At 59.4% G+C, this 21,546-nt stretch carries 18 protein-coding genes; 9 read left to right on the top strand and 9 right to left on the bottom strand.

Annotated features, from left to right (window positions below; translation table 11 throughout):
* Nucleotides 1-14 precede the first annotated feature (14 nt).
* Nucleotides 15-1,286 carry an FG-GAP repeat domain-containing protein gene (locus AC1PLS_RS10975; protein WP_481103680.1) on the top strand — a complete coding sequence of 424 codons (1,272 nt, stop codon included), beginning with the start codon at nucleotides 15-17 and terminating at the stop codon, nucleotides 1,284-1,286.
* Here the strand turns inward: AC1PLS_RS10975 and AC1PLS_RS10970 are convergent.
* The 3 genes from AC1PLS_RS10970 to AC1PLS_RS10960 all read right to left on the bottom strand — a co-directional run bounded on the left by AC1PLS_RS10970 (nucleotide 1,261) and on the right by AC1PLS_RS10960 (nucleotide 4,464).
* Nucleotides 1,261-1,662 carry a hypothetical protein gene (locus AC1PLS_RS10970; RefSeq protein WP_481103679.1) on the bottom strand — a complete coding sequence of 134 codons (402 nt, stop codon included), beginning with the start codon at nucleotides 1,660-1,662 and terminating at the stop codon, nucleotides 1,261-1,263. The two genes, AC1PLS_RS10975 and AC1PLS_RS10970, sit on opposite strands and share 26 nt — an antisense overlap.
* A 523-nt stretch (nucleotides 1,663-2,185) precedes the next feature.
* Nucleotides 2,186-3,022: an SDR family NAD(P)-dependent oxidoreductase gene (locus AC1PLS_RS10965; protein ID WP_481103678.1), complete on the bottom strand. Its 837-nt coding sequence runs from the start codon at nucleotides 3,020-3,022 to the stop codon at nucleotides 2,186-2,188.
* 8 nt (nucleotides 3,023-3,030) lie between these two features.
* A complete protein-coding gene (locus AC1PLS_RS10960) occupies nucleotides 3,031-4,464 on the bottom strand; it encodes an MFS transporter (RefSeq protein WP_481103677.1) in 1,434 nt (477 codons plus the stop codon).
* 142 nt (nucleotides 4,465-4,606) lie between these two features.
* Here AC1PLS_RS10960 and AC1PLS_RS10955 point away from each other — a divergent pair, with 142 nt between their 5' ends.
* Both AC1PLS_RS10955 and AC1PLS_RS10950 read left to right on the top strand, forming a co-directional pair.
* Nucleotides 4,607-5,491, top strand: a complete 885-nt coding sequence (locus AC1PLS_RS10955) for an NAD-dependent epimerase/dehydratase family protein (RefSeq protein ID WP_184517555.1) — start codon at nucleotides 4,607-4,609, stop codon at nucleotides 5,489-5,491.
* Nucleotides 5,492-6,045: 554 nt separating this feature from the next.
* Complete coding sequence (locus AC1PLS_RS10950) at nucleotides 6,046-6,933, top strand: LysR family transcriptional regulator (RefSeq protein WP_184517552.1); 888 nt, start codon at nucleotides 6,046-6,048, stop codon at nucleotides 6,931-6,933.
* A 517-nt stretch (nucleotides 6,934-7,450) separates the two neighbouring features.
* On the opposite strand, the gene AC1PLS_RS10945 is transcribed toward AC1PLS_RS10950, so the two are convergent.
* The 3 genes from AC1PLS_RS10945 to AC1PLS_RS10935 all read right to left on the bottom strand — a co-directional run bounded on the left by AC1PLS_RS10945 (nucleotide 7,451) and on the right by AC1PLS_RS10935 (nucleotide 9,826).
* Nucleotides 7,451-8,143 carry a RibD family protein gene (locus tag AC1PLS_RS10945; RefSeq protein ID WP_184517549.1) on the bottom strand — a complete coding sequence of 231 codons (693 nt, stop codon included), beginning with the start codon at nucleotides 8,141-8,143 and terminating at the stop codon, nucleotides 7,451-7,453.
* A 145-nt stretch (nucleotides 8,144-8,288) separates the two neighbouring features.
* Complete coding sequence (locus AC1PLS_RS10940; protein ID WP_481103676.1) at nucleotides 8,289-9,032, bottom strand: SDR family oxidoreductase; 744 nt, start codon at nucleotides 9,030-9,032, stop codon at nucleotides 8,289-8,291.
* Between the two features lie 11 nt (nucleotides 9,033-9,043).
* Entirely contained in the window at nucleotides 9,044-9,826 is a 783-nt protein-coding gene (locus AC1PLS_RS10935) for an SDR family NAD(P)-dependent oxidoreductase (RefSeq protein ID WP_481103675.1), read from the bottom strand.
* 118 nt (nucleotides 9,827-9,944) lie between these two features.
* On the opposite strand from AC1PLS_RS10935, the gene AC1PLS_RS10930 reads away from it, so the two are divergent.
* Nucleotides 9,945-10,490, top strand: coding sequence for a hypothetical protein (locus AC1PLS_RS10930; RefSeq protein ID WP_481103674.1), 546 nt, complete (start codon nucleotides 9,945-9,947; stop codon nucleotides 10,488-10,490).
* A gap of 181 nt (nucleotides 10,491-10,671) precedes the next feature.
* Here AC1PLS_RS10930 and AC1PLS_RS10925 read toward each other — a convergent pair whose 3' ends face one another.
* On the bottom strand, nucleotides 10,672-11,841 hold the full coding sequence (locus tag AC1PLS_RS10925) for a hypothetical protein (protein WP_481103673.1): 1,170 nt from the start codon (nucleotides 11,839-11,841) through the stop codon (nucleotides 10,672-10,674).
* An 886-nt stretch (nucleotides 11,842-12,727) separates the two neighbouring features.
* Between AC1PLS_RS10925 and AC1PLS_RS10920 the strand changes: the two genes are divergently transcribed.
* From AC1PLS_RS10920 to AC1PLS_RS10910, 3 genes are all read left to right on the top strand, one after another.
* Nucleotides 12,728-13,477, top strand: a complete 750-nt coding sequence (locus AC1PLS_RS10920; protein ID WP_481103672.1) for a hypothetical protein — start codon at nucleotides 12,728-12,730, stop codon at nucleotides 13,475-13,477.
* Nucleotides 13,474-15,333: a hypothetical protein gene (locus tag AC1PLS_RS10915; protein ID WP_481103671.1), complete on the top strand. Its 1,860-nt coding sequence runs from the start codon at nucleotides 13,474-13,476 to the stop codon at nucleotides 15,331-15,333. Before AC1PLS_RS10920 ends, AC1PLS_RS10915 begins: the two co-directional genes overlap by 4 nt.
* Nucleotides 15,334-15,558: 225 nt before the next feature.
* Nucleotides 15,559-16,548 carry a hypothetical protein gene (locus AC1PLS_RS10910; RefSeq protein ID WP_481103670.1) on the top strand — a complete coding sequence of 330 codons (990 nt, stop codon included), beginning with the start codon at nucleotides 15,559-15,561 and terminating at the stop codon, nucleotides 16,546-16,548.
* 1,830 nt (nucleotides 16,549-18,378) lie between these two features.
* Here the strand turns inward: AC1PLS_RS10910 and AC1PLS_RS10905 are convergent.
* Together AC1PLS_RS10905 and AC1PLS_RS10900 are read right to left on the bottom strand one after the other, a co-directional pair.
* On the bottom strand, nucleotides 18,379-19,182 hold the full coding sequence (locus AC1PLS_RS10905; RefSeq protein WP_311543687.1) for a thioesterase II family protein: 804 nt from the start codon (nucleotides 19,180-19,182) through the stop codon (nucleotides 18,379-18,381).
* Between the two features lie 6 nt (nucleotides 19,183-19,188).
* Entirely contained in the window at nucleotides 19,189-19,401 is a 213-nt protein-coding gene (locus AC1PLS_RS10900) for an MbtH family protein (protein WP_219842927.1), read from the bottom strand.
* Between the two features lie 177 nt (nucleotides 19,402-19,578).
* Between AC1PLS_RS10900 and AC1PLS_RS10895 the strand changes: the two genes are divergently transcribed.
* Together AC1PLS_RS10895 and AC1PLS_RS10890 are read left to right on the top strand one after the other, a co-directional pair.
* Complete coding sequence (locus tag AC1PLS_RS10895) at nucleotides 19,579-20,805, top strand: efflux RND transporter periplasmic adaptor subunit (protein ID WP_104608805.1); 1,227 nt, start codon at nucleotides 19,579-19,581, stop codon at nucleotides 20,803-20,805.
* A 24-nt stretch (nucleotides 20,806-20,829) separates the two neighbouring features.
* A complete protein-coding gene (locus AC1PLS_RS10890) occupies nucleotides 20,830-21,534 on the top strand; it encodes an ABC transporter ATP-binding protein (protein WP_184431151.1) in 705 nt (234 codons plus the stop codon).
* Nucleotides 21,535-21,546 lie beyond the last annotated feature (12 nt).

Here is a 21,546-nt window from a genome sequence, read left to right as displayed (position 1 = left end):
AGGAGCTATGCACCATGAAAAATGGATCCCGAGCCACGCCGTTGCTGTTGGCCGCATTTGAGATATCACTATCCGCATGTGCCTCGCCGAAAAATTCTTCTTTACAGCCCTCTTCGGGTGCCAGCAGTTCCGGCACTACTTTCACCGATGCAACGTCTACCCATGTTCCTTCCGCGCCACGGCTCCACGCATTGGACGCGGCTATGCTTGATGTAGATGGTGACGGTGATCTGGACGTGGCGGTGGCGGTGGAGAATGGGCCAAACAGGCTCTACATCAACGAAGGGAACGGAAAGCTGACAGAGAAGGCCGGCATCTTTGCCGCCAGCTCTGGCGACAACGAGCACGTCAGAGCCGCGGATTTTGACGGCGATGGAAACGTCGACCTGATCTTTGTCGCGGAAGACACTGAGCAGCACAACCTCTATCTCGGCGATGGAAAAGGCGGCTTCAGGCAGGCCAATAAACGGCTGCCAGCCCGAAGCCAAGCCAATGCTGTTGAAGTCGGTGACGTGAATGGCGATGGGACTGTGGACATCGTAGTAGGCAACACCACTGAGGGAAGGAGCGGGCCTGCTCAGACCTACCTGTGGCTCAACGACCCCGCTCGCCCTGGATACTTTAAAGACGTCACGACAACCCATATGCCGCAGCTAGACATTCAGGTCCAGGGCATAGCGCTGGTGGATGTAGACGGCGACGGTGATCTGGACATCCTGATTGCCGGCCAGGACCCGCTGAACCGACTGCTCCTCAATGACGGTACCGGTCACTTCAGTGATGCCACTGCGGACTTGGGAGAGCAGGTGCCCACCGAGACGCGTGAAGTTCATTCGCTGGATGCCAATTGTGATGGGCTACCGGATTTGATCTTCTTCAATCTGACCAGCAATAACCGTGCGTGGGACAAGGATCCCCAATCCCGGCTGCTCATTAACCTTGGGAATGGCAAGTTCAAAGACGAGACCAGCACGCGCTTGCCCAAGCATCGCTTCTCCAGCTGGGGCGGGACGGTAGTCGACTTCAACGGGGACGGTTACCCAGACCTGGTTGTGAGCGCCATCGATGTGCCTGGCTTTGTGCCACTACAGGTCAGGGCCTGGCAGAACGACGGAAAGGGCAACTTCAGCGATGTGACCGCCGCGGTGATTCCTGAGGAGACGCGTGGTCGCAGCTGGAGCATGGCCCGCGGCGACCTGGACAGCGACGGCAAGCCAGACATATTCATTGGAGGCTGGCAGTCTCAGGCTCGCCTGTTGCTCAGCGGAAGGGTTGCAGACAAATAAGTCTGCTACGCCACTCGCCCACCTGTGCGGTGGACGAGCTCGGTGAATTCTGCTCATCTCCACGTTGAGCGGAGTGCTTCATTGCCCCACAATAATCCGGCTCCCGCACGGTGTTGAATACCGTAAGGCTGTCGCCTCGCGATTTTTTATCATCTTCCCTGGGGAGTTCTGGCTCCGTCACTACACGCCGTACTACGGGGAAGTCACCGGACGCGAGTTCGACCAGATCTTTGTGGAACCACTGTTCTGCATCACGAACCTGCTCGGAACCTCTTGCTCTTCGCTTCCGCCGCAGAGAAGCCTGACAGGAATTCTGACTGTGGCCACGCTGCTCATAGCGCTGGATACCGACCTGCTCGCGCTTGACCAGACGCATGTAGGAATTTCTGCTGCCGTCACTCTAGGGCTTTGCGTTCGGCCTGGTGCTGGCGGGTTAGTCGACGTGGATCACCCGTCATCTAGGCGACGAGGCCGATCATGCAGAGAGCCTATGCATCGCCGTCACCTAGATCACTAAGGTCCTCGGTTCGGAGTCGGTGACCACCTGTTTTGATACTTCTAGCCGCGTACACCAATCATCGCCGCTGCAGCACTGATGACCACGACCTCGGGGTTCGTCTGGTTGTAGATACGCTCGCATGCAAACCCAAGCCGAGCATGAGGCGTTCCTGGCAACTCACGAGCCGTGCGACGTCCAACACCTCTCTAACTTGCCCGAGGCCCTAACGGGCGTCGGTCATCAGGCGATCAGCTAGAGGAAGCTTGGTGCATTTTTTGTCAGGATTGTTCTGCGTCGGACTCATTGCAACGCCGCGACCCATGATGCCCTCCAGCGGTTACAAAAATTCATATAGTTCTCGGGGTCGAATCAATTTCGACAAGGGATCAGCGTGCTCCGCTCATTGCTGCATCCACTTGGCGAAGCGCGAGCTCCACTCAGGATGCCAGCGCGAAAGCGCCGGACGGTTCTTCACGATGTCCTCTGCCGCCCAACGGATGCGCTTGGTATCCAGGTCCGAGGTGACCTCGTTGTCCGGGCAAATGATGTAAAAGTCCTCGTTACTAAGGCGCGCCAGCGCATACTCCACCACCTGCTCGGGGGTCCACGGGGCATCTGGCTTCATGTCGCGCGTCGGGTCCATACCCGGAAAATTCATCTGCGTCCAGGTGTAACCCGGCACAAGCAGATGCGCGGAAACGCGTCCCTCGGTTTCTCTGCGCAGTTCGTGAGCCAATTGTTCGGTCAGCACCTTGATCCCAGCCTTCGCCACTGAATATGCGGCGTTGCCGGGAGGTGTGGTGATGCCCTCCTTCGAGCCAAGATTGAGCACGGCCCCGGGCTGGCCGCTGGCGATCATCGCCGGGACGAACAACGCCTGGCACGCCAGTACCGAGGTGAAGTTGGTGTCCAGCGTGGTGCGCCACTGTGCCGGTGTGTCCCAAGGCCCTGCTCGATGGGTAATACCGGCGTTGTTAACCAGCAAGTGCGCGGCTCCGAAACGTGCCAGCGTCTGCTCATATAGTCGCTGCAGCACTTTCATGTCGGTGACGTCGCCAACCACGGCCAGGCACTCGCTGCCAAGTTTATCGACGAGCGCCTGCAAGGCGGCGCCATCCAGATCCAGCAGCGCCAGGCGCATGCCGCGGGCGGCGAGTTCATGCGCCATCGCGGACCCAATACCCCTCGCCGCGCCGGTGATCACGGCAGTACGGCCAAGCGAGATGATGTCGTTCATTCTTTGTGTCACAGGCAACTCCGAGGTTCGCCAGACGAAAACAATTGGTTCTTTTGCTCGGCTCGACAAGCCTGCGATCTGGAAAAACAACAGCGCTGCGTTGCCGTCCGTGCTTCCGCTCGACGCGTCGTGAGCCGAGCGGCCATTAACGCGACCAGGAAGATCAGTAGTCCGACCAGCGCCAGCCCGGCTCCGACAAAGCCAGTAGACGACCATCCTAGGCCAGCGGAGATCGACATTCCGCCGGCCCATGCCCCGATCGCGTTGGACGTGTTGAATGCCGAGTGGTTCGTAGCCGATGCGAGTGATTGCGCATGCGGCGCTGCATCCATTAGCCTCGCCTGCAGTGCAGGCACCAGGGCAAAACCGATTCCGATCAGGAACAAGATCACCCCCGCCAACACAGCTGAGTGTGCAGCCCAACCGAACAGAGCCAGGAACACCACGTTCCAAACAAAGAAACCTACGATCGCGCCTGACAGCGATTTGTCCGCAAGCCATCCGCCGGTGGTATTTCCGACCACCATGCCCAGACCCCACAGCGCCAGGAACCAGGGAACGTTAGAGGCCGGTTGTGCGGCGGTTTCTGTCAGCGTCGGTGCGATGTAGCTGTAGACCGCAAACATCCCGCCGAAACCGATTGCCGCCGTGGCCAAGGTCAGCCATACCTGTAGGGAAGTGAAAGCCGACAGCTCGCGCATCGGAGAGGCATTGGCTTCGGCGTCGAGTTTTGGCACGGTCAGCGGCAGCAGTACCATCAGCAAGGCGCCACCGGCGGAAACCAGGCCGAATGCCGAGCGCCAACCGAGCGACTGGCCCATCCATGTCGCTAGCGGTACGCCAATAAGGTTTGCTGCGGCCAGGCCGAGCATCACCCGGCCGATAGCCTGGGTGCGCTTCGCGCGCGGCACCATTGAAGCTGCCACTAAGCCAGCGGTGCCATAGAACGCTCCATGCGGCAAACCGGAGACGAAGCGCCCGATGGCATTCATCTCGAAGCTGCTGGCGATCGCCGACAGTGCGTTGCCGATCAGCACCATTAGGGCAAGGCACATCAAGACCTTGCGTCGCTCCATTCGTGCAGTTAGCACGGCCAGCAGCGGAGCGCCGATGACCACTCCGAGTGCGTAGGCACTGACCAGATTGCCCGCCGTCGGGATGTCCACGCCGTAGGTTCTGGCGATGTCAGGCAGCAGGCCCATGGCGGCGAATTCGGCGGTGCCGATGAACAACCCGCCCATGCCCAGCACGAGTTGGGCACTTACCACATTAGTCTTACGTCGATGTTGTGTGTCGTCGCGCACCAGCATCCTCTCACTAGCCATGCGGCCTCCACGCAGGAGAGCGTTTTGCATGGGAGGGTTCTTGAATACGGCGATGATGAAGGCTTGACTGCTTCCTTTGGACGAAACGCGCTCATCACTATGTACCAGCGCGCTCACCACACTACGAAGATATCTTTCCCATCAGTAATTTAGCGATCAACAGGTTCAAGAAAATGCCGAGCCGTGTCACGGAGTTGACATCCGACATGGTCACTTGGCGGTGCCAAACACGGCTTCCCCAATCACTAATGAGGCACCAATGAGCGACAAGAAGCGAATTGCAGTAACCGGCGCACACGGCAAGGTGGGCGACACCGTGGTTCCCCACCTGCAGCAGGCTGGCTACGAGGTTTTCTGCATCGACCAAGACCTGCAGCGCAGCCTGAAGGAACACTACATCCAGGCTGATCTGACAGACTTCGGCCAAGCCCTGGATGCGCTGTCTTCAATCGGCGAGGACATCTACGCGCGGGCCGAGCCCAAGGCGTTCGACGCGATCGTCCACCTGGCTAGCATGCCGCATCCGCGCATGCTGACGGACTCGGAGGAGTTCCGGGTCAACATGCTCGCCACCTACAACGTGTTCGAGTCGGCACGCCGCCTCGGCATCAAGAACGTGGTGTGGACCTCGAGCGAAGTAGGTACCGGCGTTCCCTACGACAAGACCGGCGCCCCTTACGTGCCGGTAGACGAGCACTATCCGATGCGCGGCTATAATGTCTATTCGCTGACCAAGGTGCTCGGAGAGGAGATGGCTCACCAGTTCTGCCTCAACGATCCTGAGATGCGCATCACCTGCCTGCGACTGTCCAACGTGATCAATCCCGAGGAATACGCAGACTTCAACGGCTGGCAGGACGACCCGACCAAACGCTTGTGGAACATGTGGACATACATCGACGTGCGTGACGCTGCCCAGGCAATAGAGCGTGCGATCGAGTACGACGTGCGCGGCAAGGATGCGTTCTTCATCACTAACGACGAAACGGTCATGCGCACACCTAGCAGTGAGCTGCTCAATGCCTATTATCCTGATGTAGAGCGTCGCAAGGCGTTCGAGGGCAATGAAGTGATCCTATCCAACAAGAAGGCTAAGGAGATGCTTGGCTTCAAGCCCACTCACCGCTGGACTGATGAAGTCTAAGTGATTCGTGACGCCCGGCTGCGGCAGTTTAAAGCCGGGCATCGTCAGGCTATTCTCTGATATCCATACGACGACTAAAACTGACCTCTTGGTGATCATGTTCCGGCAAGTCCCCAACGTGCCTTATGACGTATCTGCTCAGCAGCAGGCAGACGAAGTTTTACACGCTAGCCTGCTCGGAATGAAGGCGGGGGCTCGAGGAGTTTCGCATCCGTCCGAGCCGAGACAAGTCGCGAGCCGCGAGGCTGCTAGCAAGCCGCTGAGGTCTGTGGCACAGACTGTTCTCATGCACAAATATCGTAGAAACCCATCCTGGGAATCACTCGAGCTTGGACATGCGGCATATACCAGCTACGCAATCCTGAGATCCCCGATCGACGCGATGGGCCCATGAGCTACTCTCTCTGCCGCTCACGTAGCGGCGCGTGATCCCGATCGGCACGGGTCAGTGCATATCATGCGCTAGGCCTGCCGCTGCGACGTGACGTTTGCGTTGCTTCGCATTCGTTGCTCGGCTTCCAAACTACCACTCCCGATGAGTGCCCATATCCAGTATGGCTAAGAAGACCGACCTATCCGACCTTGACGCTTTCGTTGCGATTGCACGCGCGGGCGGCTTTCGGCGCGCTGCCATGTTACGTGGCGTTTCCGGCTCTGCGCTGAGCCATGCCATGCGCGGGCTCGAAGAGCGGCTTGGCGTGCGCCTGTTCCATCGGACCAACCGCAGCATCTCGCTCACCGCGGCCGGCGAGATGCTGCTGACCGAGCTTGAGCCACGCTTCCTCGGCATCAGCGATGCCGTTGAGCGGCTGGCACACTTCCGTGAGAGGCCAGCTGGCAGGGTACGGGTAACCACGCTGGCCGATGCCTCGCGACTTGTCATCGCGCCGAAGTTGCCTGGGTTCATGGCCGCCTATCCAGACATCGAGGTCGAGATCGACGTAAATGACCACTTCGTCGACATGGTCGCCCAGGGTTTCGACGTTGGCATCCGCTATGGCGGTACAGTCCCTGAGGACATGATCGCTTCCCGACTTACTGAGGATCTGGACTGGATCGTAGTCGGCTCGTCTGCCTATCTCGATGCGCACGGGCGGCCGCGGCGTCCCGACGACCTGACGCTGCACCAGTGCATTCGCATCCGTACCGGGCGCGAAGTCATTCTGCCCTGGGAGTTGGGCTCCAAAGACATCGAAGTAGTGGTCAACGTGCCAGGGCTGCTGACGGTCGGTGATTCGGAACTTTCGATCCAGATGGCGATTGCCGGACGCGGACTGTTTTATTGCCTGAAGCAACGTGTGCAGGCCGAACTCGACAGCGGCGCGCTGGAATGGGTGCTGCAGGACTGGATATCGCCCGGCCCGGGCTTTCATGCCTACTACGTCTCACACCGGCAGGTTCCCTCTGCACTGCGCGCGTTCGTCGACTTTATGCGCACTTGAGCCACCGGCAGGCGGCCCACGTCTGTCAGCGCGCTGCTTCGACACTCTAGAGGGCGCGCGACGGTAGTCTAATCACGTGCGCCGGTCGTCGTAGGCCACTGGACTGCTGGTGGCGCTATCTCGCCGGATAGCCCGCCCGTCGATTGCAGCGGACGATACCGCTACAAGGTCAACTCCGCCAGCCGGAGGCGACACGCCGACACCGGCTGTCAATAGCACACGTTCTTCTGCGATGATGATGTTGCTGAAGGTCTACGTCCGACGACAGGCCGTTCGGACGACCACCCAGGTGTGCAAGCACATCGACGCTGCCTTGAGTGATACGCTTGACCACGCCTTCATAAAGTCCTACATAAGCTGGCGGCCGTCAGGCAGCGCTAGCGGCTCTGCGGAAAGCCCAGATCACGGACCAAAATCTCCACCGATATTGAATCGTCGGACCTGCAGGATCTCCTTCGCTAAGATGCGCGGCCTTGGGGCGGGCACGCGCATCGGTAAACCACGGCGCTGCGACGTGTCAGCGATTGCGCAATTGATAGCGAAGCCAGAGCACATCGTTTTCCAGTCGTTCGATGGATTGCAAGGACGCAGGCACGCAGGCGATCGGCGAGTCGGGGCGACCGTCGAACGACGCACTTGGCTGGCGTCGGCCATCGACACCCGGCATCAGCAGCAGACTGAACTCGTCGATGAGGCCCGCATCCAATACTGCACCATTAATTGTTCCGCCGCCCTCGACGATCAGTTTTCTGATGCCAAATTTGCTACCGAGAATTGCGAATGCGCTCGCGAAGTCGATCGTGTCCTTCCCGGATACGATGTAAGAAACGCCACGCTCCTTCATTAGACCCAGATAAGCAGCCGACGCACGCTCGGTGGTCAGCACCACCACGTGGTCGTTGTCGCACAGGGAGGTTTTCCACTTGATCCTTCCCTGCCTATCAGCGCTGAGCGCATAGCTGTCGAACTTACCCGCGACGTACACCGCTGGCTGCCCAATCGCATCCGTTCCGTCGTTGATGAACTCCTCCTGCTCCGCGAACTGGCCGTAATTGACCTGCAAGGTAACGCGGCCGCATAGCCACGCGTCACCGCGCAACTTGGGATGGGTCTGCTCGTAGATATCCGGATCGCCAAACTGGGAAATGGCTTCGGGATCGGTCTTGCCGTCGAGCCCGGACATCATGTGGCAAATTACATGGGGACGCATGAGAACTCCTGGTTTATGACATATGACGGGGCTTACAGAACGCTGGGGATCTGCAGCCCATGTGCGGCGCCGACCCGGCGTCGTCGATGGTGGACGACGACGCATCGACGCCGTGCACCGGTGTCGGGTACCGATGCGTTATGGACTACCAGTCTTGGCGGGTCGGATGCACCACCACGTCGCTTACCGAAACGTTAACTGGTTGGTCCAGCGCATAGGCGACGGCATCAGCGATGGCTTCCGGGGGGATCGCGCCCTTATTGAGCTCGGTTGCTAGTTCCTTTCCTGTGGCATTGTTCACTCGGTCCGCCCAACCGGTGTCGATCACGCCCGGACTGACCATGCAGACCTGAATGCCTCGGTGGACACCTACTTCCTTGCGTAGGCTCTCGGTGAGGCCGCGGATGAAGAATTTGGTAGCGCCGTAGACGCCGGCCGCTTCGCCCACATGAATGCCCGCGACGGAGCTCATGTTGAGGATTCGTCCGCTGCCGCGCTCCAGCATGCCGGGAAGCACTGCAGCAATCGCGTGTAGGTAGCCGCGCAAGTTGGTATCGATCATCTTGTTCCAGTCCGCCAGCGCGGTGTCCTCCCAGTAGGAGAACAACATCAGCCCGGCATTGTTGACTAGGATGTCGATCGGCCCATACGCCGATTCTGCGGCCGCTGCGGCCGCCTTGAGGTCGTGCGGATTGCTCACGTCGGTTTTGTGATAGATCGCCTGGCCGCCTGCGTCGGCGATTTTCGCGACTAGCGACTTGAGCTTTTCCTCGTTCCTGGCTGCCAGGACTAGCCTGGCTCCAGAAGAAGCCAGACGCTTGGCGGTGGCATATCCGATTCCCGACGACGCGCCGGTGATCAGGACAACGGCGTTTTGCAGATGGCTCATGAAACCTTTCCTCAGTTTGGACGGGTCAACTTGGCCTGACGTGCTGCCTTGACGGGTTCTGGTGTGGTGCGGTTCTCTTCCGCCTGGCGTCGCGTCTCCTCATCGCCACCAATGACGTGATCCATATCGTTTATCAGTGCTTCGAACCCCTGCTTGGCTACCAGACGCTTGTCGTTCTTCTTGGCTTTCCCAAGGCTGGTGTTGCCCATGCCAGCATTTTTGTGGAAATCGCTGTCAGTCGCGCCCGGCAGCAGGGCGGTGACGGTAACGCCGCTCCCACGCAGCTCCTCTCGCAAAGTCTCGGCAAAAGAGAAACCGAAGGCTTTGGACGGGCCATAGACTGTTTCGTAGGGAGTGGGCGTCGTGGCTGAAATCGACGAAGTGATTAAGATTCGGCCATGGCCGTTGGCTACCATTTGGTGCACCACACGCTTGGCCAGGTGGACCAGCCCATTGATGTTGATCGCGATTAGACGCAGCTCATCCTCGAGCTTAGTGTCAACGAACGCGCCTCCCAGGCTGATTCCGACATTAAGCGCAGCTGCTTCAACGGGACGCTTGAGGTCAGTGATGAAGGACCAGAAGTTTTCTACCCCCTCGAACGTGGCTGCATCGGCTTGGTGGCCGTAGGCCTCCACGCCCAACTCCTTCAGTGCCTTGACCGACTCGTGCACCCGTTCGGAAGAGCCGGAAATCGCGACGTCAAAGCCATTCTCAGCAAACTGCTTGGCCAATTCGAAACCGATGCCGGAAGAGCCACCTGTGACGAAAGCCAATGGGCGTTGTGAAGACATAATCTGTTCTCTTTTTCGTTGTGTTGGATGGTGCCGCCTCCCTCTAGCCGACGGCGACGTGGCTGCTACGCCGGTGACCACGTTAGTCGTCCGGCTGTCGGTACCAGTGCACGTTTGTATGAGCCTGAAGGCACGCCATGATGAGCGGAGCCACACACCGCTGCCCGTAAAAAAAGCGTATGTACACATCTGCGTGCTACGCCCTGTAGATCGCACGAATCCTAAGGTCGCCTTGTCAATGCGAGCAAATGTTCGACCGGACGCCGGGATTTCTCTTGGTCACTCAGTGACTCGCAAGCTCCACGACGGCGAGACTCACCTAGTGCGCCACGTCCTTCAGCATCTGGCGGGTCATCGGTGGGAGGCCGCTGGATTTTCCGACTATGCCGATTGCCGGCATGTCCAACCTGTGCTCGTCGGCCAAAGTCTTTCGGTTGGCGATTACGTCTACGGCAAAAGCGCGATGGAGCACGCAACTGGCTACTACGCGGTCCGGCGGCTTGCCGCTCATCCGCTTCGCAATGGCGCAATAACCAACTACCTTTATTTGGAAATGAATAGAAGAAACGAGGATGCCTCACTACGCCTAAAAGTCAGTTGCGTATTTCATGGCTTAGTCTCGTCAATCGCGATTCGTGATAGCAAGGCCACAGGGTATGTGTGAGCTGAACTCAAGCTTCCGAACCGGTTCCGCGCTGGCTGATCTTCTTCAGCCAAGCGCTTGCCCCAACGCTGTCGGGAGATGGAGGTATTTCGTCGAAGTCAGTCGCGTATTTCACGGCCTAGTCGCGTACATCGTGACTCGTTACAGCTCTTGAGGCAGGATTCAAGGCCGGCGACAAGATCTAGATAGAAGCTGGCCCGGAATTTCGTGAAACGTCCTCCTTTTCGTCGCTAATTTCAGCACGACACCCTGCATTTGGACCGAAAAACTCGTCCAAGATGGCTGAAAGTCCTCCGAGCGCTCGCCACTTTGATATGTGGCGTAGCATCTCAACGGCGTCCTCGTCAGCGGCGTTGAGGTTACCCAGAAGAACGTCGTCGATCAGATCGCACCTCTGCTGACGAAGCACGTCTAATTTCCCCTTAAGCTTCAGATCCTCGTCTCCTCTAGAAAGACGTTGGAGGATCTGGTTACGTAGCAGTCGATAATTCTTGTCGAAATCCTCGAAGAAGCCCTCCATGACTCCATCCAGTGGAACAATGGGCGATGTGTAAGGGACCGCGCCTCTTTTCAGGATGCCAATGTGGCGAAAGTCGCGTTCCGACATCACAGCTGGCTCGGCGTCTCGGCGATCCCGTCGAGTTCTGAAGCCCAGCAACTCAGGTGACACCGGGGTAGCGGGCCGACGCAGCAGACGGACTTCAATCAGCGTCGCCAATGCCTGGCTGACAAGATGAGGCGAATCCCACCGCATTAGAAAGTGGCGGAGCGACCAGCGCAGCGAGTCCAAGTAGACGTTTGCCTCTTTAAGCAGCAAGGCGTCCAATGCGAGCAGGAAGCAACATGCCAGTAAGGCTATTGCATCCACTGATGCACGTTCGCCTATGTTGTATGCGTTTTCCGCGATGGTGCGCAGATCCTGATTGTCGCGTGCGACATTCTCGAAACCGCAGTTCATGGCCACCGCTCGTTGTGTGGGCGTCAGACGAACTAAACCTAGCTTTCTTAATAGGTCAGTATGGATGGTCCGGATCTGTTCCGGTGTTGGAACCTCAGGCCCAGTGAGTAGCCAGAACGGAGAGGTATAAAGCGCCGCCGCTGCACTTTGGTGGGGGTCAGCATGGACCGCCTCTAGGAGCTTGACGCCATTGATGCCCCTTAGCTTTCCAGGGTCGTTTCCGACATGGAAGTAACGCTGAAACACTTTCCGGAGCGGGCGTTGAGTTGACGTCCCGCCATCAATCTTCTCCAGCCAGTGCCCATCAAGAGCACGCCAGGAGTCAATTTCCGGCGTGCACACCAGGACGATCCAGGCCCACAGGCGATGTCGCGTCAACAGTGCGATGTCCATCTGGGCCGGACCAGGCCGCTTCGGGTGTTTCTTTGGAGTGTCAGTTCCCACGGGAAATGGCATGCCACCGGCACTCCGCAAACTGTGCAACAGTTCGGGGCAATACGCCACTCATCGCCAAATCTAGCCATGACAGTCTCTTTCGTGCGCCTGGGTTCCAGTAACGCACCCAACCAGCCGCTCGCTGATCTACTCGCAGAACACGGTGAATTGGTGAGTGGCGGTGACCTCCAACGCTGCTTGGGTTTCAAGAGCGCACGATCGTTTCAGCGTGCTCAAAAGGAGGGGCGACTGCCCGTCACCACCTTCTCGCTGCCCGGTCGACGAGGCGTGTTCGCGCGTACGCGCGACATCGCGGCTTGGCTTGGCACCTTGGGATCCACCGGCTAGCGCTCATGGAGGGCGCGCCTTGCATCAGGGCCACTACAGAGTGGCCATCCACAAGAAGAGAGGTGCTAATCGCCTGGATTTGACGACCACAATGCAAAAAGCCCCTGCGAACAGGAGCTCGGGATGCAAACTTAGTTAGCGGCTAAGTGCCTCCAGGGGACCACGGTTCGCAGGCTCTGTCAATGCTTTCGCCCTCTTGGACGTAAAGGCACGGGCGGCATTTGCCTGGAGAACCTCATGCACATCTAAAGTCCAAGCCCGCACCTAGCAACGTGCCGGTCGACCCCATCGCCCTCCTGTCGCCTGCCACTAAGCGCAGCGGCGGCTCCATTTCTGTGGAACTAGCGGCGGACTCTGGACCGACGGCCGTTGACGCACGCCATCGATTGCGGTGCACACGCCCTACCCCCAAACGCGGTGAATCGCGCTGCGGCAGGCACGGCTGCGCGCCTACCCATCAACCGAGGACGCGACGTACCACTTCCCTGGAGCACCCATGTCATTCATCTCACAAATGTCCCCGGGCAGCCCGGCTGCCGTGTCCGGAGCGATTGACCCGTCCGGATCGCTACACCAACCCGGCCCCCGCCCCTTCGAACCGCGAATCTACGGCAGACGCGAATTCGAAAAGCGTGACGTCTACGGTTTCCTCTCCATCAAGGAGGCGCGACCGGTGGAGGTCGACGGACTTCCGGCGATCGCGGTGGCCCTGGCACTCGAGTGCGATCCGCATATCGCGTGCTACACGGAGCGTCCCCGCACCCTACCCCTAGGCGACAAGAACACCGAGCTGCACTTTTGGGTGCGGTATGCCTCGGGTTTCGAGCAGTTCCTTCTGCTTGTGCCTGATGCCGACTGCGTACAAACCGCAGGTGGGATCCCGCGGCCGCGGGAGACTGAACGTTGGCAGGCCATGGCACGTGATGCTGGCCTGCAGCTCCGCTTCGTGACCGAGCATGACGTACGTGTTGCCGGCGCGACGATTGCACAGCACAACCGACTGCTTGCCTTTGCTCAGGTAGCGCAGTCACTGGGTAATCGCCTGGCATTGCGCGCACGAATCCTCGCGAGCGTCGAGCAGCATTCGCGTGCGCGTGTCGACCAGCTTGAGGCAGCGCTCATACCGTTCGATTCGGCAGATGTCCAAGCGGTAATTTGCGAGTTAATCTGCCTAGGAATCCTTGACTTTGATCGCGAGCAGGAACTCACACGGCGTTCGGTTATTGCGCGGAGGAATCGCACATGAAGCCGCGCTTCACCATCACCGAGGTCGATGCGCTTCTGGCCTTGCCGCGGCCGGACACAAAAGCGATGACGGACCGGACTGAGGAGGAAAAGCAAGCCATCGATAATCGCGTCGGCGCATTGGTGGCTATGTTGGAGGGAGCGCCGATCTCGCAAGTCGCTACGGCGTATTCCATATACCCCAAGACACTGCGTCGAATGCTGGACCTTTGTGCAAAGCCCGCCTTCAACGGCGGGATCAATGGATTCGCGGTATGCATTCCAGGGGCACGACTTGTAGATCCACAGCCCCGCCACACCGGGCTCCCGCCACAGGGCCGGGCACATGCGATGACGCAGCTGATCCTGGCAATTCCAGAGCTCGGCGCCTTAGTCGCCAAGTTCAAGGGAGAAGTGCCCACAAAAACGCGAACCAGCCCTGCATTCGATCGACTCTACGCACACATCAAGCGAATTCTGAAAGGAATGGGGTTAGGCGATTGCTACCCGCTCAACACACGCGATGGTGGTCGTAGAGCGCTGTCGACGTTCATAAGGCGCTCGCGCGAGCACAACGCCGACCAAGCGATGGCTTTCTCGGCGCCTATGGCGTTGACGAAATGGAAGGAACTGGCAGACATCCGGCCGTTCGATGAGATGCAGTTCGATGGGCACTACATTGACCTGAAGGACCAGTGTGTCGCAGTACCACTGCCCGATGGCACTTCGGTGCTTGCAAAGATCTCTGGGCTCCTGCTGCTGGTTGAGTTCGATGTAGGGTCGCGCGCCTGCGTTTCTTGGCAGGTGGTCATTGACGCTTCCTATGATCAGTTTGACCTGCTGCGAACATTGTCCGCTGGGCTAACGCCGTGGCATCCGCGTGATCTTAGTGATCGTCGTATACGCTATCTGCCTAATGCATGGATGCCTGCGTCGATTCCGGGCCCGCTGCCTCGCGCGCTCAAGCTGTCGCTTGACAATTTCTCGGGTCATTTGGCCAAGCATGCCCGCCGCACGATGCTACACCACCAGCTCGGCATCTATCGATTCGGCGTCGCTGGAATTCCGCAAACCCGCGCCGAGATTGAGGCGTTCTTCAAGCTCATCGAACAGAAAGTGCTCCGCTTCCTCGCAGGAGGATTCGAGCCAGAGACGAAAAATCGGGTTGAGCAGAGGATTTCCACACGCATGGCGTCGAACTATCCGATCTTTGTCGACTTGTTGGAGGACTTTCTCGACGTTGCTATCAGTACTTATAACGTGTCCGCACATGCGGAACTGCATAATCGCAGTCCGCGTGAGGTCGCGGAACGCTACATCGAGCTTGGTGGCATGCCACTGCGTTCCTCGCGCACGGCCGACGACGCGCGCGATATGCGACGAATCCGTGTCCAAGTGACCATTCGCGGGAGTAAGAGCGGCGATGTTCTACCCCACGTCAATTACGGATATGGCACCTATCGTAGTGACACGCTCAATCCCCGTACGGACTTGATCGGCGAAAAGTTCCACGGCTACATCGAAGACGATGACGCCCGATTCCTGACATTGCTCGACGAGCGTGGTCTGCCTTACATCACGCTGCAGACGCTACCTCCCTATGCACGCACGCCCCACACGCTCGCCGAGCGCAAGCGCGCCGAGAAGCTGAAAAGGTCGCATTCGGGACGCTGGGAGGGTATCGACGACTTAATCGAGGCCTATCACGCCGACGTCCGCGAATGCGCACGACATCTCAAGTGGGCGGCGGACGAAGTTGCCAGTGGCGCTTTGCCCCGTGCACCGGTTGACCCGCCGCTCTGCACCTCTAGCGGCGCGGCGCAAACGCTGGCGGGCCTTCCGCCACGTGGCGGGCCGGTGAACCTGCGCCGGCGCTGAACCGTTGCCTCTTCATTGATGGCGGCGGATCGCCGCCTTGGAGTTCAATCATGGAAACCAAAAGGCCACATTGCTTAGAAGGCACGACGCCCTATCAGGTTCAAGGCTTTGCTCGTGTTGGAAAAACAAAGGTAATTCAGCTGTCTAGCGATCCTGTCCATCAAGACCCGCACGAGTCCGACGAAAGCACGACTAATCGCTCAACTGCATCCCGGGAGGCCAGCCATGATGACTGATGCTCGCCATCCCATGCTCCGCTTCAAGCGCCCACTGATTATCACGCGCCCTGGCGAACGATTGGCCGGTGATGCAAGAAACAGTATCGAGATTGGCTCTGATGCGATCTGGATCGATGGCTTCGGTCGCATCGGCAAGACTTATGGTGCTCGCCAGCTGATCCAGACCGATGCTTGGCGGCCGTTCCCAATGTATATGAACGAGTTCACCTATACCAAGCCGGCCAAGCCGGGCGAAGGCTACTTCGCCAGTTCCCTATTGCTGCAGCAAGGGCAGACGGTCGCGGCAAGCGCGACAAGTAACGGCACACTCATGCGTGCAGTTCGCATGTTCCAGGAGGAAGGCTACCGTCAGGGCGCGCAAGTGATCGGCGTGGTTTTCAACGAGGCAAACCGCTTCACTGCCGACGAATACGAGCACGTCATGTCGATCGTAAATGAGTGTGAGAAGACCGGGCGAATCTTCTTTTTCTTTATCAATCAAACCGACTCGGGGCGCTTCGACCGTTCTGCGATTGACAGGCGTCCGCCCCGACACATTTATGGGCGCTTCTTCACCACCTCCCACCACTACACGGGTCTGCTGTGGGAGATCCCCAAGGCTGATCGAGAACATCAACTTGCCTCTGACGTGGCCCTTGCCTTCCGTGAGTATGACGAGGAGATAGTTTGGCCCGAAGGATCTGGCATCTCATATACGCAATACTTTGCCACCAAGGCATACGCGCTGGGCTGGCGGTTGGGTACTCAGGTCGATCTCATCCGCTCGGTGATCAATTCCCTGCGTGCCGAACACGGCCTGCCTGATGCCGTGGAATGGCCGATGCAGTCATTCGAACGATTCGTGTACTTTATCCTGGTCCGAGTAGCCTACGAGAATCCGGAGTTCAGTGAACTCACGGAAACAAATATTCGTGAAGGACTGCTACGCGCGGGCTACCTGGAAATCGAGCCGGGCTATCGGGGCATGCCGGCATGATCATTCCTGCTGATCAGCCGAGCCGCCCTATCACGCTACGAGGGACAGTATCGCGCGAGTCCTTGACGCCGTTTGCTTCTTCGCTGACGACTCCGTTTGTGGGTATGGACCTTAGAGTCGTACCGGCAACATCTGCCTTCGGGTTACTTGCGCGGCTCGTGCGGCTCAATGCCCTTGACCCGATCGACCTCTTTCGGCTTTTCGGGATCCGCAGCCGGCGGGCGGATGACCTATCTGAGCTGATGACCTTCTCTGAGGTTCGCCAAGCGGCGCTGGCTCGCGCCCTTCACCTACCCACAGTGCCTCAGACGTGGAATCTGACAGCATGGTTCCCCTTTCAGGGGCCCTCGAGCATCCTTAAAACTGGTTGGGCGCTTCGATATTGCCCGCAGTGCATGCATTCGGGCTACCACACGCTGCTGCATCAATTACCCTGGATCCAGCGTTGTCCTTGGCACGGCGTTGCACTACAGAACACGTGCATGCGCTGTGGCAGGAAGCCGGCTGCATTGGCCGATTGGTGCTTCGACGAGAATCTAGCGTGTGAATGTGGACACTCCTTGCTGTCGACCAAGGCAACTCTCAAGCAATCGGCTGGTCCGCCCTCGGGGGCCGCTGACTTCCTCGCTACATACCTGGAATGGGCCACCACCGAAAGAGGACGCACCATTCTCGTCATACCAGAACTGCCGACCGACTCGGCGGCGGCACTGGCGGGCCTTGTTCAGTTGCCGAAGGCTTTAGAGTGGAGGTGTGGCAAGCCCCAGATCGCCCTTCATAAGCGTTCTTGGCGTACAGCTATCCATGGTCCTAGCTGTAATCAGGAAGCCCTTAGGCAACTCGACACGTTGCGTCAGGACCGTCCTGGCTTCCTTACCGTTCCTGCTCAGATTCGACCCGCGATGGCAAATGTAGCGGCAGATCTCGCACTCAAGCTGCCCGAGAGTACTCTCACCGACCGTGAGATGACGCTGTTCTTAGCTGGAGTCGGTATCGAGGCGCCGGCGACCTTTCGACCTGCACGACGAGGTTTCTCCGGATCACTCTCCGCACTCCCCCCCTGGGAGGTTGCGGGGCAGCAGTTCCTCAACCTTGCCTGCCTTCACCCTACGTCCTACCGCTCTGTCGTGAAACTGATCGACATCGCGCTGGATGGCAGGTCACTCTTCGACTTCCACGGCCAGGCCAAGATGGAAGAGCTAAATCTCTTGATCAAGGTATGTGGGTGTCTTCTGACGCGCGGGTATGCCGAAGGCCTCAGAGCCACGCTGTCGCAACACATCCCCGACCTATTTGGAATGCGCCGGGACTGCCCTCATCTGACCCAGCCCTGGATGCTAGCGGTTGTTGATCGTACGAGGCTAGCTGAAGTACACGCCACGTGGTACCCGCTGGGAACTCCCCACATGGCAGCAAGTTTGCTCGAAGAAGCAGACGAGGCTAATCAACGTCGTGAACGAGCTCACGGCCGAGGGCGGCCAAGGAGTCACAGTCAATAACGGGCATCAATGAGTGCGTTACCTGGATTACTAGGCACTCTTAAGTGCGGGGCCACAAATGTGACCCCTTTTGAATGCGCAGCGCGCAAGGATGGTTCATCGAGAGTGCGTAGGCTCACGCACTGTCACATACTCCAAAATGAGGAGTGCCAAGAAAAATCAAAGACATAGCGAGCGCGCTTTAGAGTGCGGTGTACACCGTTACCTCCTCGGCCTGACCCACGTCCAGTGCGCCCGGCGGCTGGGCGCCAGCGTGCGCACCGTCCCCAACTGGGAGGATCGCGGCAGCGTCAGACCGCAATGAGTCGCTTCGTCGCACGAGGCCTGTCGGCTAACGCATCCTTTGCGCCCGCACCCCGCCCCCAGCGGTCGACAACCGATCCATCAGACGCTGGTGAATATGCCGCAACACTGCGTCGCGCTGGGCATGAATAAAAAAATGATCGCCGGGGAACCATTGCACATGGCATGGACCGCTCGTCTCGGCGGCCCAGTATTCCAGTGTGTCGCCGTCCACATGGGGATCGGCCGCACCGGCGAGCACGTCGATGGGAAGATCGAGCGGCGGACCAGGCATGTATGCGTAATCTTCCACGATGGCGAGGTCGGCTCGCGTCATGGGCAGCAACAGCGCCATCAGCTCACGATGCGCAAGTACTTCCGCCGGCGCGCCGTTGAACTCCGCAAGCGCGGCGATCAGGCTGTCGTCGTCCATCAGGCTAAGTCCGCGGGGTGGCGCACGGTCGCGGGGTGCGTCGCAGCCGGAAAGGATCAGGCTGTCGGGCATAGGGCGGGCATGGCGTTGTAGATGGCGTGCCAACTCGAACGCCATGAGTCCCCCCATACTATGACCGAAGAACGAGAAATGCCGGGGCGCATCGGCATCGATCACTTCGGCGAGAGCCGCCACCAACGTGGCCATCGACGTTTGGGCTGGTTCGTCAAATCGAGCCCCCCTGCCGGGCAATTGCACGGCGCAGATCTCGATGTCCCGAGGGAAAGCTGTCTGCCATCCCTGGAACGCCTGCGCATTGCCCCCTGCATAGCTGAAGCAGTAAAGCCGGTGCGCGGCGACGTCCGTGCGCGTGGACAGCAGCCACCGTTTCGTATCGATGGGGGAGAGTCCGTGCCACACGTCGCGTCAGACGCCGTTCGTGCCGTCCACGTGTCGACGTAGGCTCAACGGCCGCATGTCTGTCCACACTTCCTCGATGTATGCGAGGCATTCCTGTTTGGTGCCGGCCTTCCCCACCGTGCTCCATCCCGAGGGCACATCCATGGTCGCCGGCCAGATTGAATATTGCTCTTCCGCGTTCATCACGACTTCGAAGCGGGTGTCTTCAGAATCCCACATCGTCGAAGCTCCTTCCATTGGTTGAACGGAATGCGCGCGTGCCTTGTTATCGGCACTGCAACGGGTCGAAGCATAGGTGAAAGCATTGGAGGCAACAAGCGAGTACGCCGCGTGAGTGGCACACATCGGCAAAGGCTTGTGTGCTATAAGTCGAAAAAGTCAATGCGCCGGGGAAACATGAGTAACGCCGAGCTGCTGGAAGGCTTGCGAATCGATCGCGGGCAGGAAAACCGCTCGTCCGGCCGTCCATGGTGGCCATGGATACTCGTCCTCATCGTCATCCTCGTCATCGCCGCGGTTGCCGTCTGGTTCTTCTTCGGCCGGGCGATAATTGTCAAGACCACGACCGCGGCGACCGCCGCCAGCAGCGCCGGCGCCGGCGCGGTTCTCCAGGCCACCGGTTACATCACCGCGCGTAGGCAGGCCACGGTATCGGCACAAATTACTGGCACCCTCACCGCGGTACTCATCGAGGAAGGCGACCGCGTCATGCAGAACCAGGTGCTAGCCCGACTCGACGACAGCCAGTACAAGGCCGCGCTCGATACGGCCGTGGCACAGGCGCAGGCAGCCCATGCGCAAGTCAGGCAATACGAGGCACAACTGGCGCAGGACCTCCGCGACGCTGATCGCAATGAACAACTGGCGGCCCGTGCGATGGTCAGCGGGCAGACGGCGGAACAGGCGCGCACGCAGGCGCACAGCACGCAGGCCCAGCTGACGTCGCAGCAGAAGCAGGCCGTAGCAGCCGATGCCCAAGTGGCCGAGGCGCGAGTCAACTACAATTACTGTGTGGTACGCGCCCCGTTCGACGGGGTCATTACCACGAAGGACGCGCAGGTCGGGGAAATCGTTTCGCCTTTCTCCGCCGGTGGCGGATTCACCCGTACAGGCATCGGCACAATCGTCGACATGGGCTCGCTCGAGGTCGACGTCGACGTCAATGAAGCCTACATCGGTCGAGTTACGCCGGACATGGCGTCGGAAGCCGTTTTGGACGCCTATCCCGACTGGCGCATTCCCGCCCACGTGATCGCCATCGTGCCGGCGGCGGATCGGGGCAAGGCCACGGTGAAGGTGCGTGTCGCACTCGAAAGCAAGGATGCCCGGATAGTGCCCGATATGGGCGTGCGCGTTTCCTTCCTCGACGCGCGCCCGGATGCCAAGATCGAATCGACCAAAGGCGTGCTGGTGCCGTCGCAGGCGATCGTCAAGCGGGATGGTGCCGATACCATTTTCGTCGTCGTCGACGACGGCAAGGTGCGTGCCCAGCGCGTGACAGCGGGCGCCAAACAGGGCAACGACATGCGCCTGATTCCCAGCGGTATTGCCACCGGCGCCCGGTTGGTGATATCCCCGCCCGACGCATTGCACGATGGCGCGTCGGTGCGGGTCCAGGAGTAGTGACGTGAAGATGAAGGTACGTTGATGGCCAGCCTGATAGAAATTCGCGGTGTTTCGAAGACTTACCAACGTGGTCAACAGACGGTCGAGGTGCTCCATCATGTCGATCTCGACATCACCGAGGGCGACTTCGTTGCGTTGATGGGTCCTTCCGGTTCCGGTAAGACCACCCTCCTTAACCTGATCGCCGGCCTGGACAGGCCCTCGGAAGGTTCTATCGCGATCCGGGGTCAACGCATCGACGGGCTCGGCGAAACCGCCCTCGCCCGCTGGCGATCGTCGCACATCGGTTTCGTGTACCAGTTCTATAACCTGCTGCCGATGCTCAACGCGCAGAAGAACGTGGAATTGCCTCTGCTCCTCACGCGTCTATCCGCTGCCGAGCGGCGCAGGAATGCGTCGATCGCTTTGCAATTGGTGGGCCTCGCCGACCGCGCATCGCACCGACCGTCGGAGTTGTCCGGCGGCCAGCAACAGCGCGTGGCGATCGCACGTGCCATCGTTTCAGACCCCGCGGTGCTGGTCTGTGACGAACCCACGGGCGATCTCGACCGGCAGGCTGCGCAGGACGTGCTGAGCCTGCTCCGCGAGCTCAGCCGCAACCACGGGAAAACCGTCGTCATGGTGACCCACGATCCACTCGCGGCGGAGTACGCGACGCATACGCTGCGGCTCGACAAGGGCTCGCTGGCCCCGGTCGCCGAACCGTCGCGGCCGGCGATGGCGTGAAGCCGGCTACCG

The sequence above is a fragment of the Xanthomonas sp. NCPPB 3218 genome (assembly GCF_056725185.1).
The sequence above is the reverse complement of the archived record's forward strand: the minus strand, read 5'-3'. Positions and strand labels throughout refer to the sequence as shown.

Bases quoted from the DNA above. Each gene is read 5' to 3' on its own strand.
- AC1PLS_RS10975 (WP_481103680.1), top strand. From the start codon at position 15: ATGAAAAATGGATCCCGAGCCACGCCGTTGCTGTTGGCCGCATTTGAG.
- AC1PLS_RS10970 (WP_481103679.1), bottom strand. From the start codon at position 1,662: ATGCGTCTGGTCAAGCGCGAGCAGGTCGGTATCCAGCGCTATGAGCAG.
- AC1PLS_RS10965 (WP_481103678.1), bottom strand. From the start codon at position 3,022: ATGAACGACATCATCTCGCTTGGCCGTACTGCCGTGATCACCGGCGCG.
- AC1PLS_RS10955 (WP_184517555.1), top strand. From the start codon at position 4,607: ATGAGCGACAAGAAGCGAATTGCAGTAACCGGCGCACACGGCAAGGTG.
- AC1PLS_RS10950 (WP_184517552.1), top strand. From the start codon at position 6,046: ATGGCTAAGAAGACCGACCTATCCGACCTTGACGCTTTCGTTGCGATT.
- AC1PLS_RS10945 (WP_184517549.1), bottom strand. From the start codon at position 8,143: ATGCGTCCCCATGTAATTTGCCACATGATGTCCGGGCTCGACGGCAAG.
- AC1PLS_RS10940 (WP_481103676.1), bottom strand. From the start codon at position 9,032: ATGAGCCATCTGCAAAACGCCGTTGTCCTGATCACCGGCGCGTCGTCG.
- AC1PLS_RS10935 (WP_481103675.1), bottom strand. From the start codon at position 9,826: ATGTCTTCACAACGCCCATTGGCTTTCGTCACAGGTGGCTCTTCCGGC.
- AC1PLS_RS10930 (WP_481103674.1), top strand. From the start codon at position 9,945: ATGAGCCTGAAGGCACGCCATGATGAGCGGAGCCACACACCGCTGCCC.
- AC1PLS_RS10925 (WP_481103673.1), bottom strand. From the start codon at position 11,841: ATGGACATCGCACTGTTGACGCGACATCGCCTGTGGGCCTGGATCGTC.
- AC1PLS_RS10920 (WP_481103672.1), top strand. From the start codon at position 12,728: ATGTCATTCATCTCACAAATGTCCCCGGGCAGCCCGGCTGCCGTGTCC.
- AC1PLS_RS10915 (WP_481103671.1), top strand. From the start codon at position 13,474: ATGAAGCCGCGCTTCACCATCACCGAGGTCGATGCGCTTCTGGCCTTG.
- AC1PLS_RS10910 (WP_481103670.1), top strand. From the start codon at position 15,559: ATGATGACTGATGCTCGCCATCCCATGCTCCGCTTCAAGCGCCCACTG.
- AC1PLS_RS10900 (WP_219842927.1), bottom strand. From the start codon at position 19,401: ATGTGGGATTCTGAAGACACCCGCTTCGAAGTCGTGATGAACGCGGAA.
- AC1PLS_RS10895 (WP_104608805.1), top strand. From the start codon at position 19,579: ATGAGTAACGCCGAGCTGCTGGAAGGCTTGCGAATCGATCGCGGGCAG.
- AC1PLS_RS10890 (WP_184431151.1), top strand. From the start codon at position 20,830: ATGGCCAGCCTGATAGAAATTCGCGGTGTTTCGAAGACTTACCAACGT.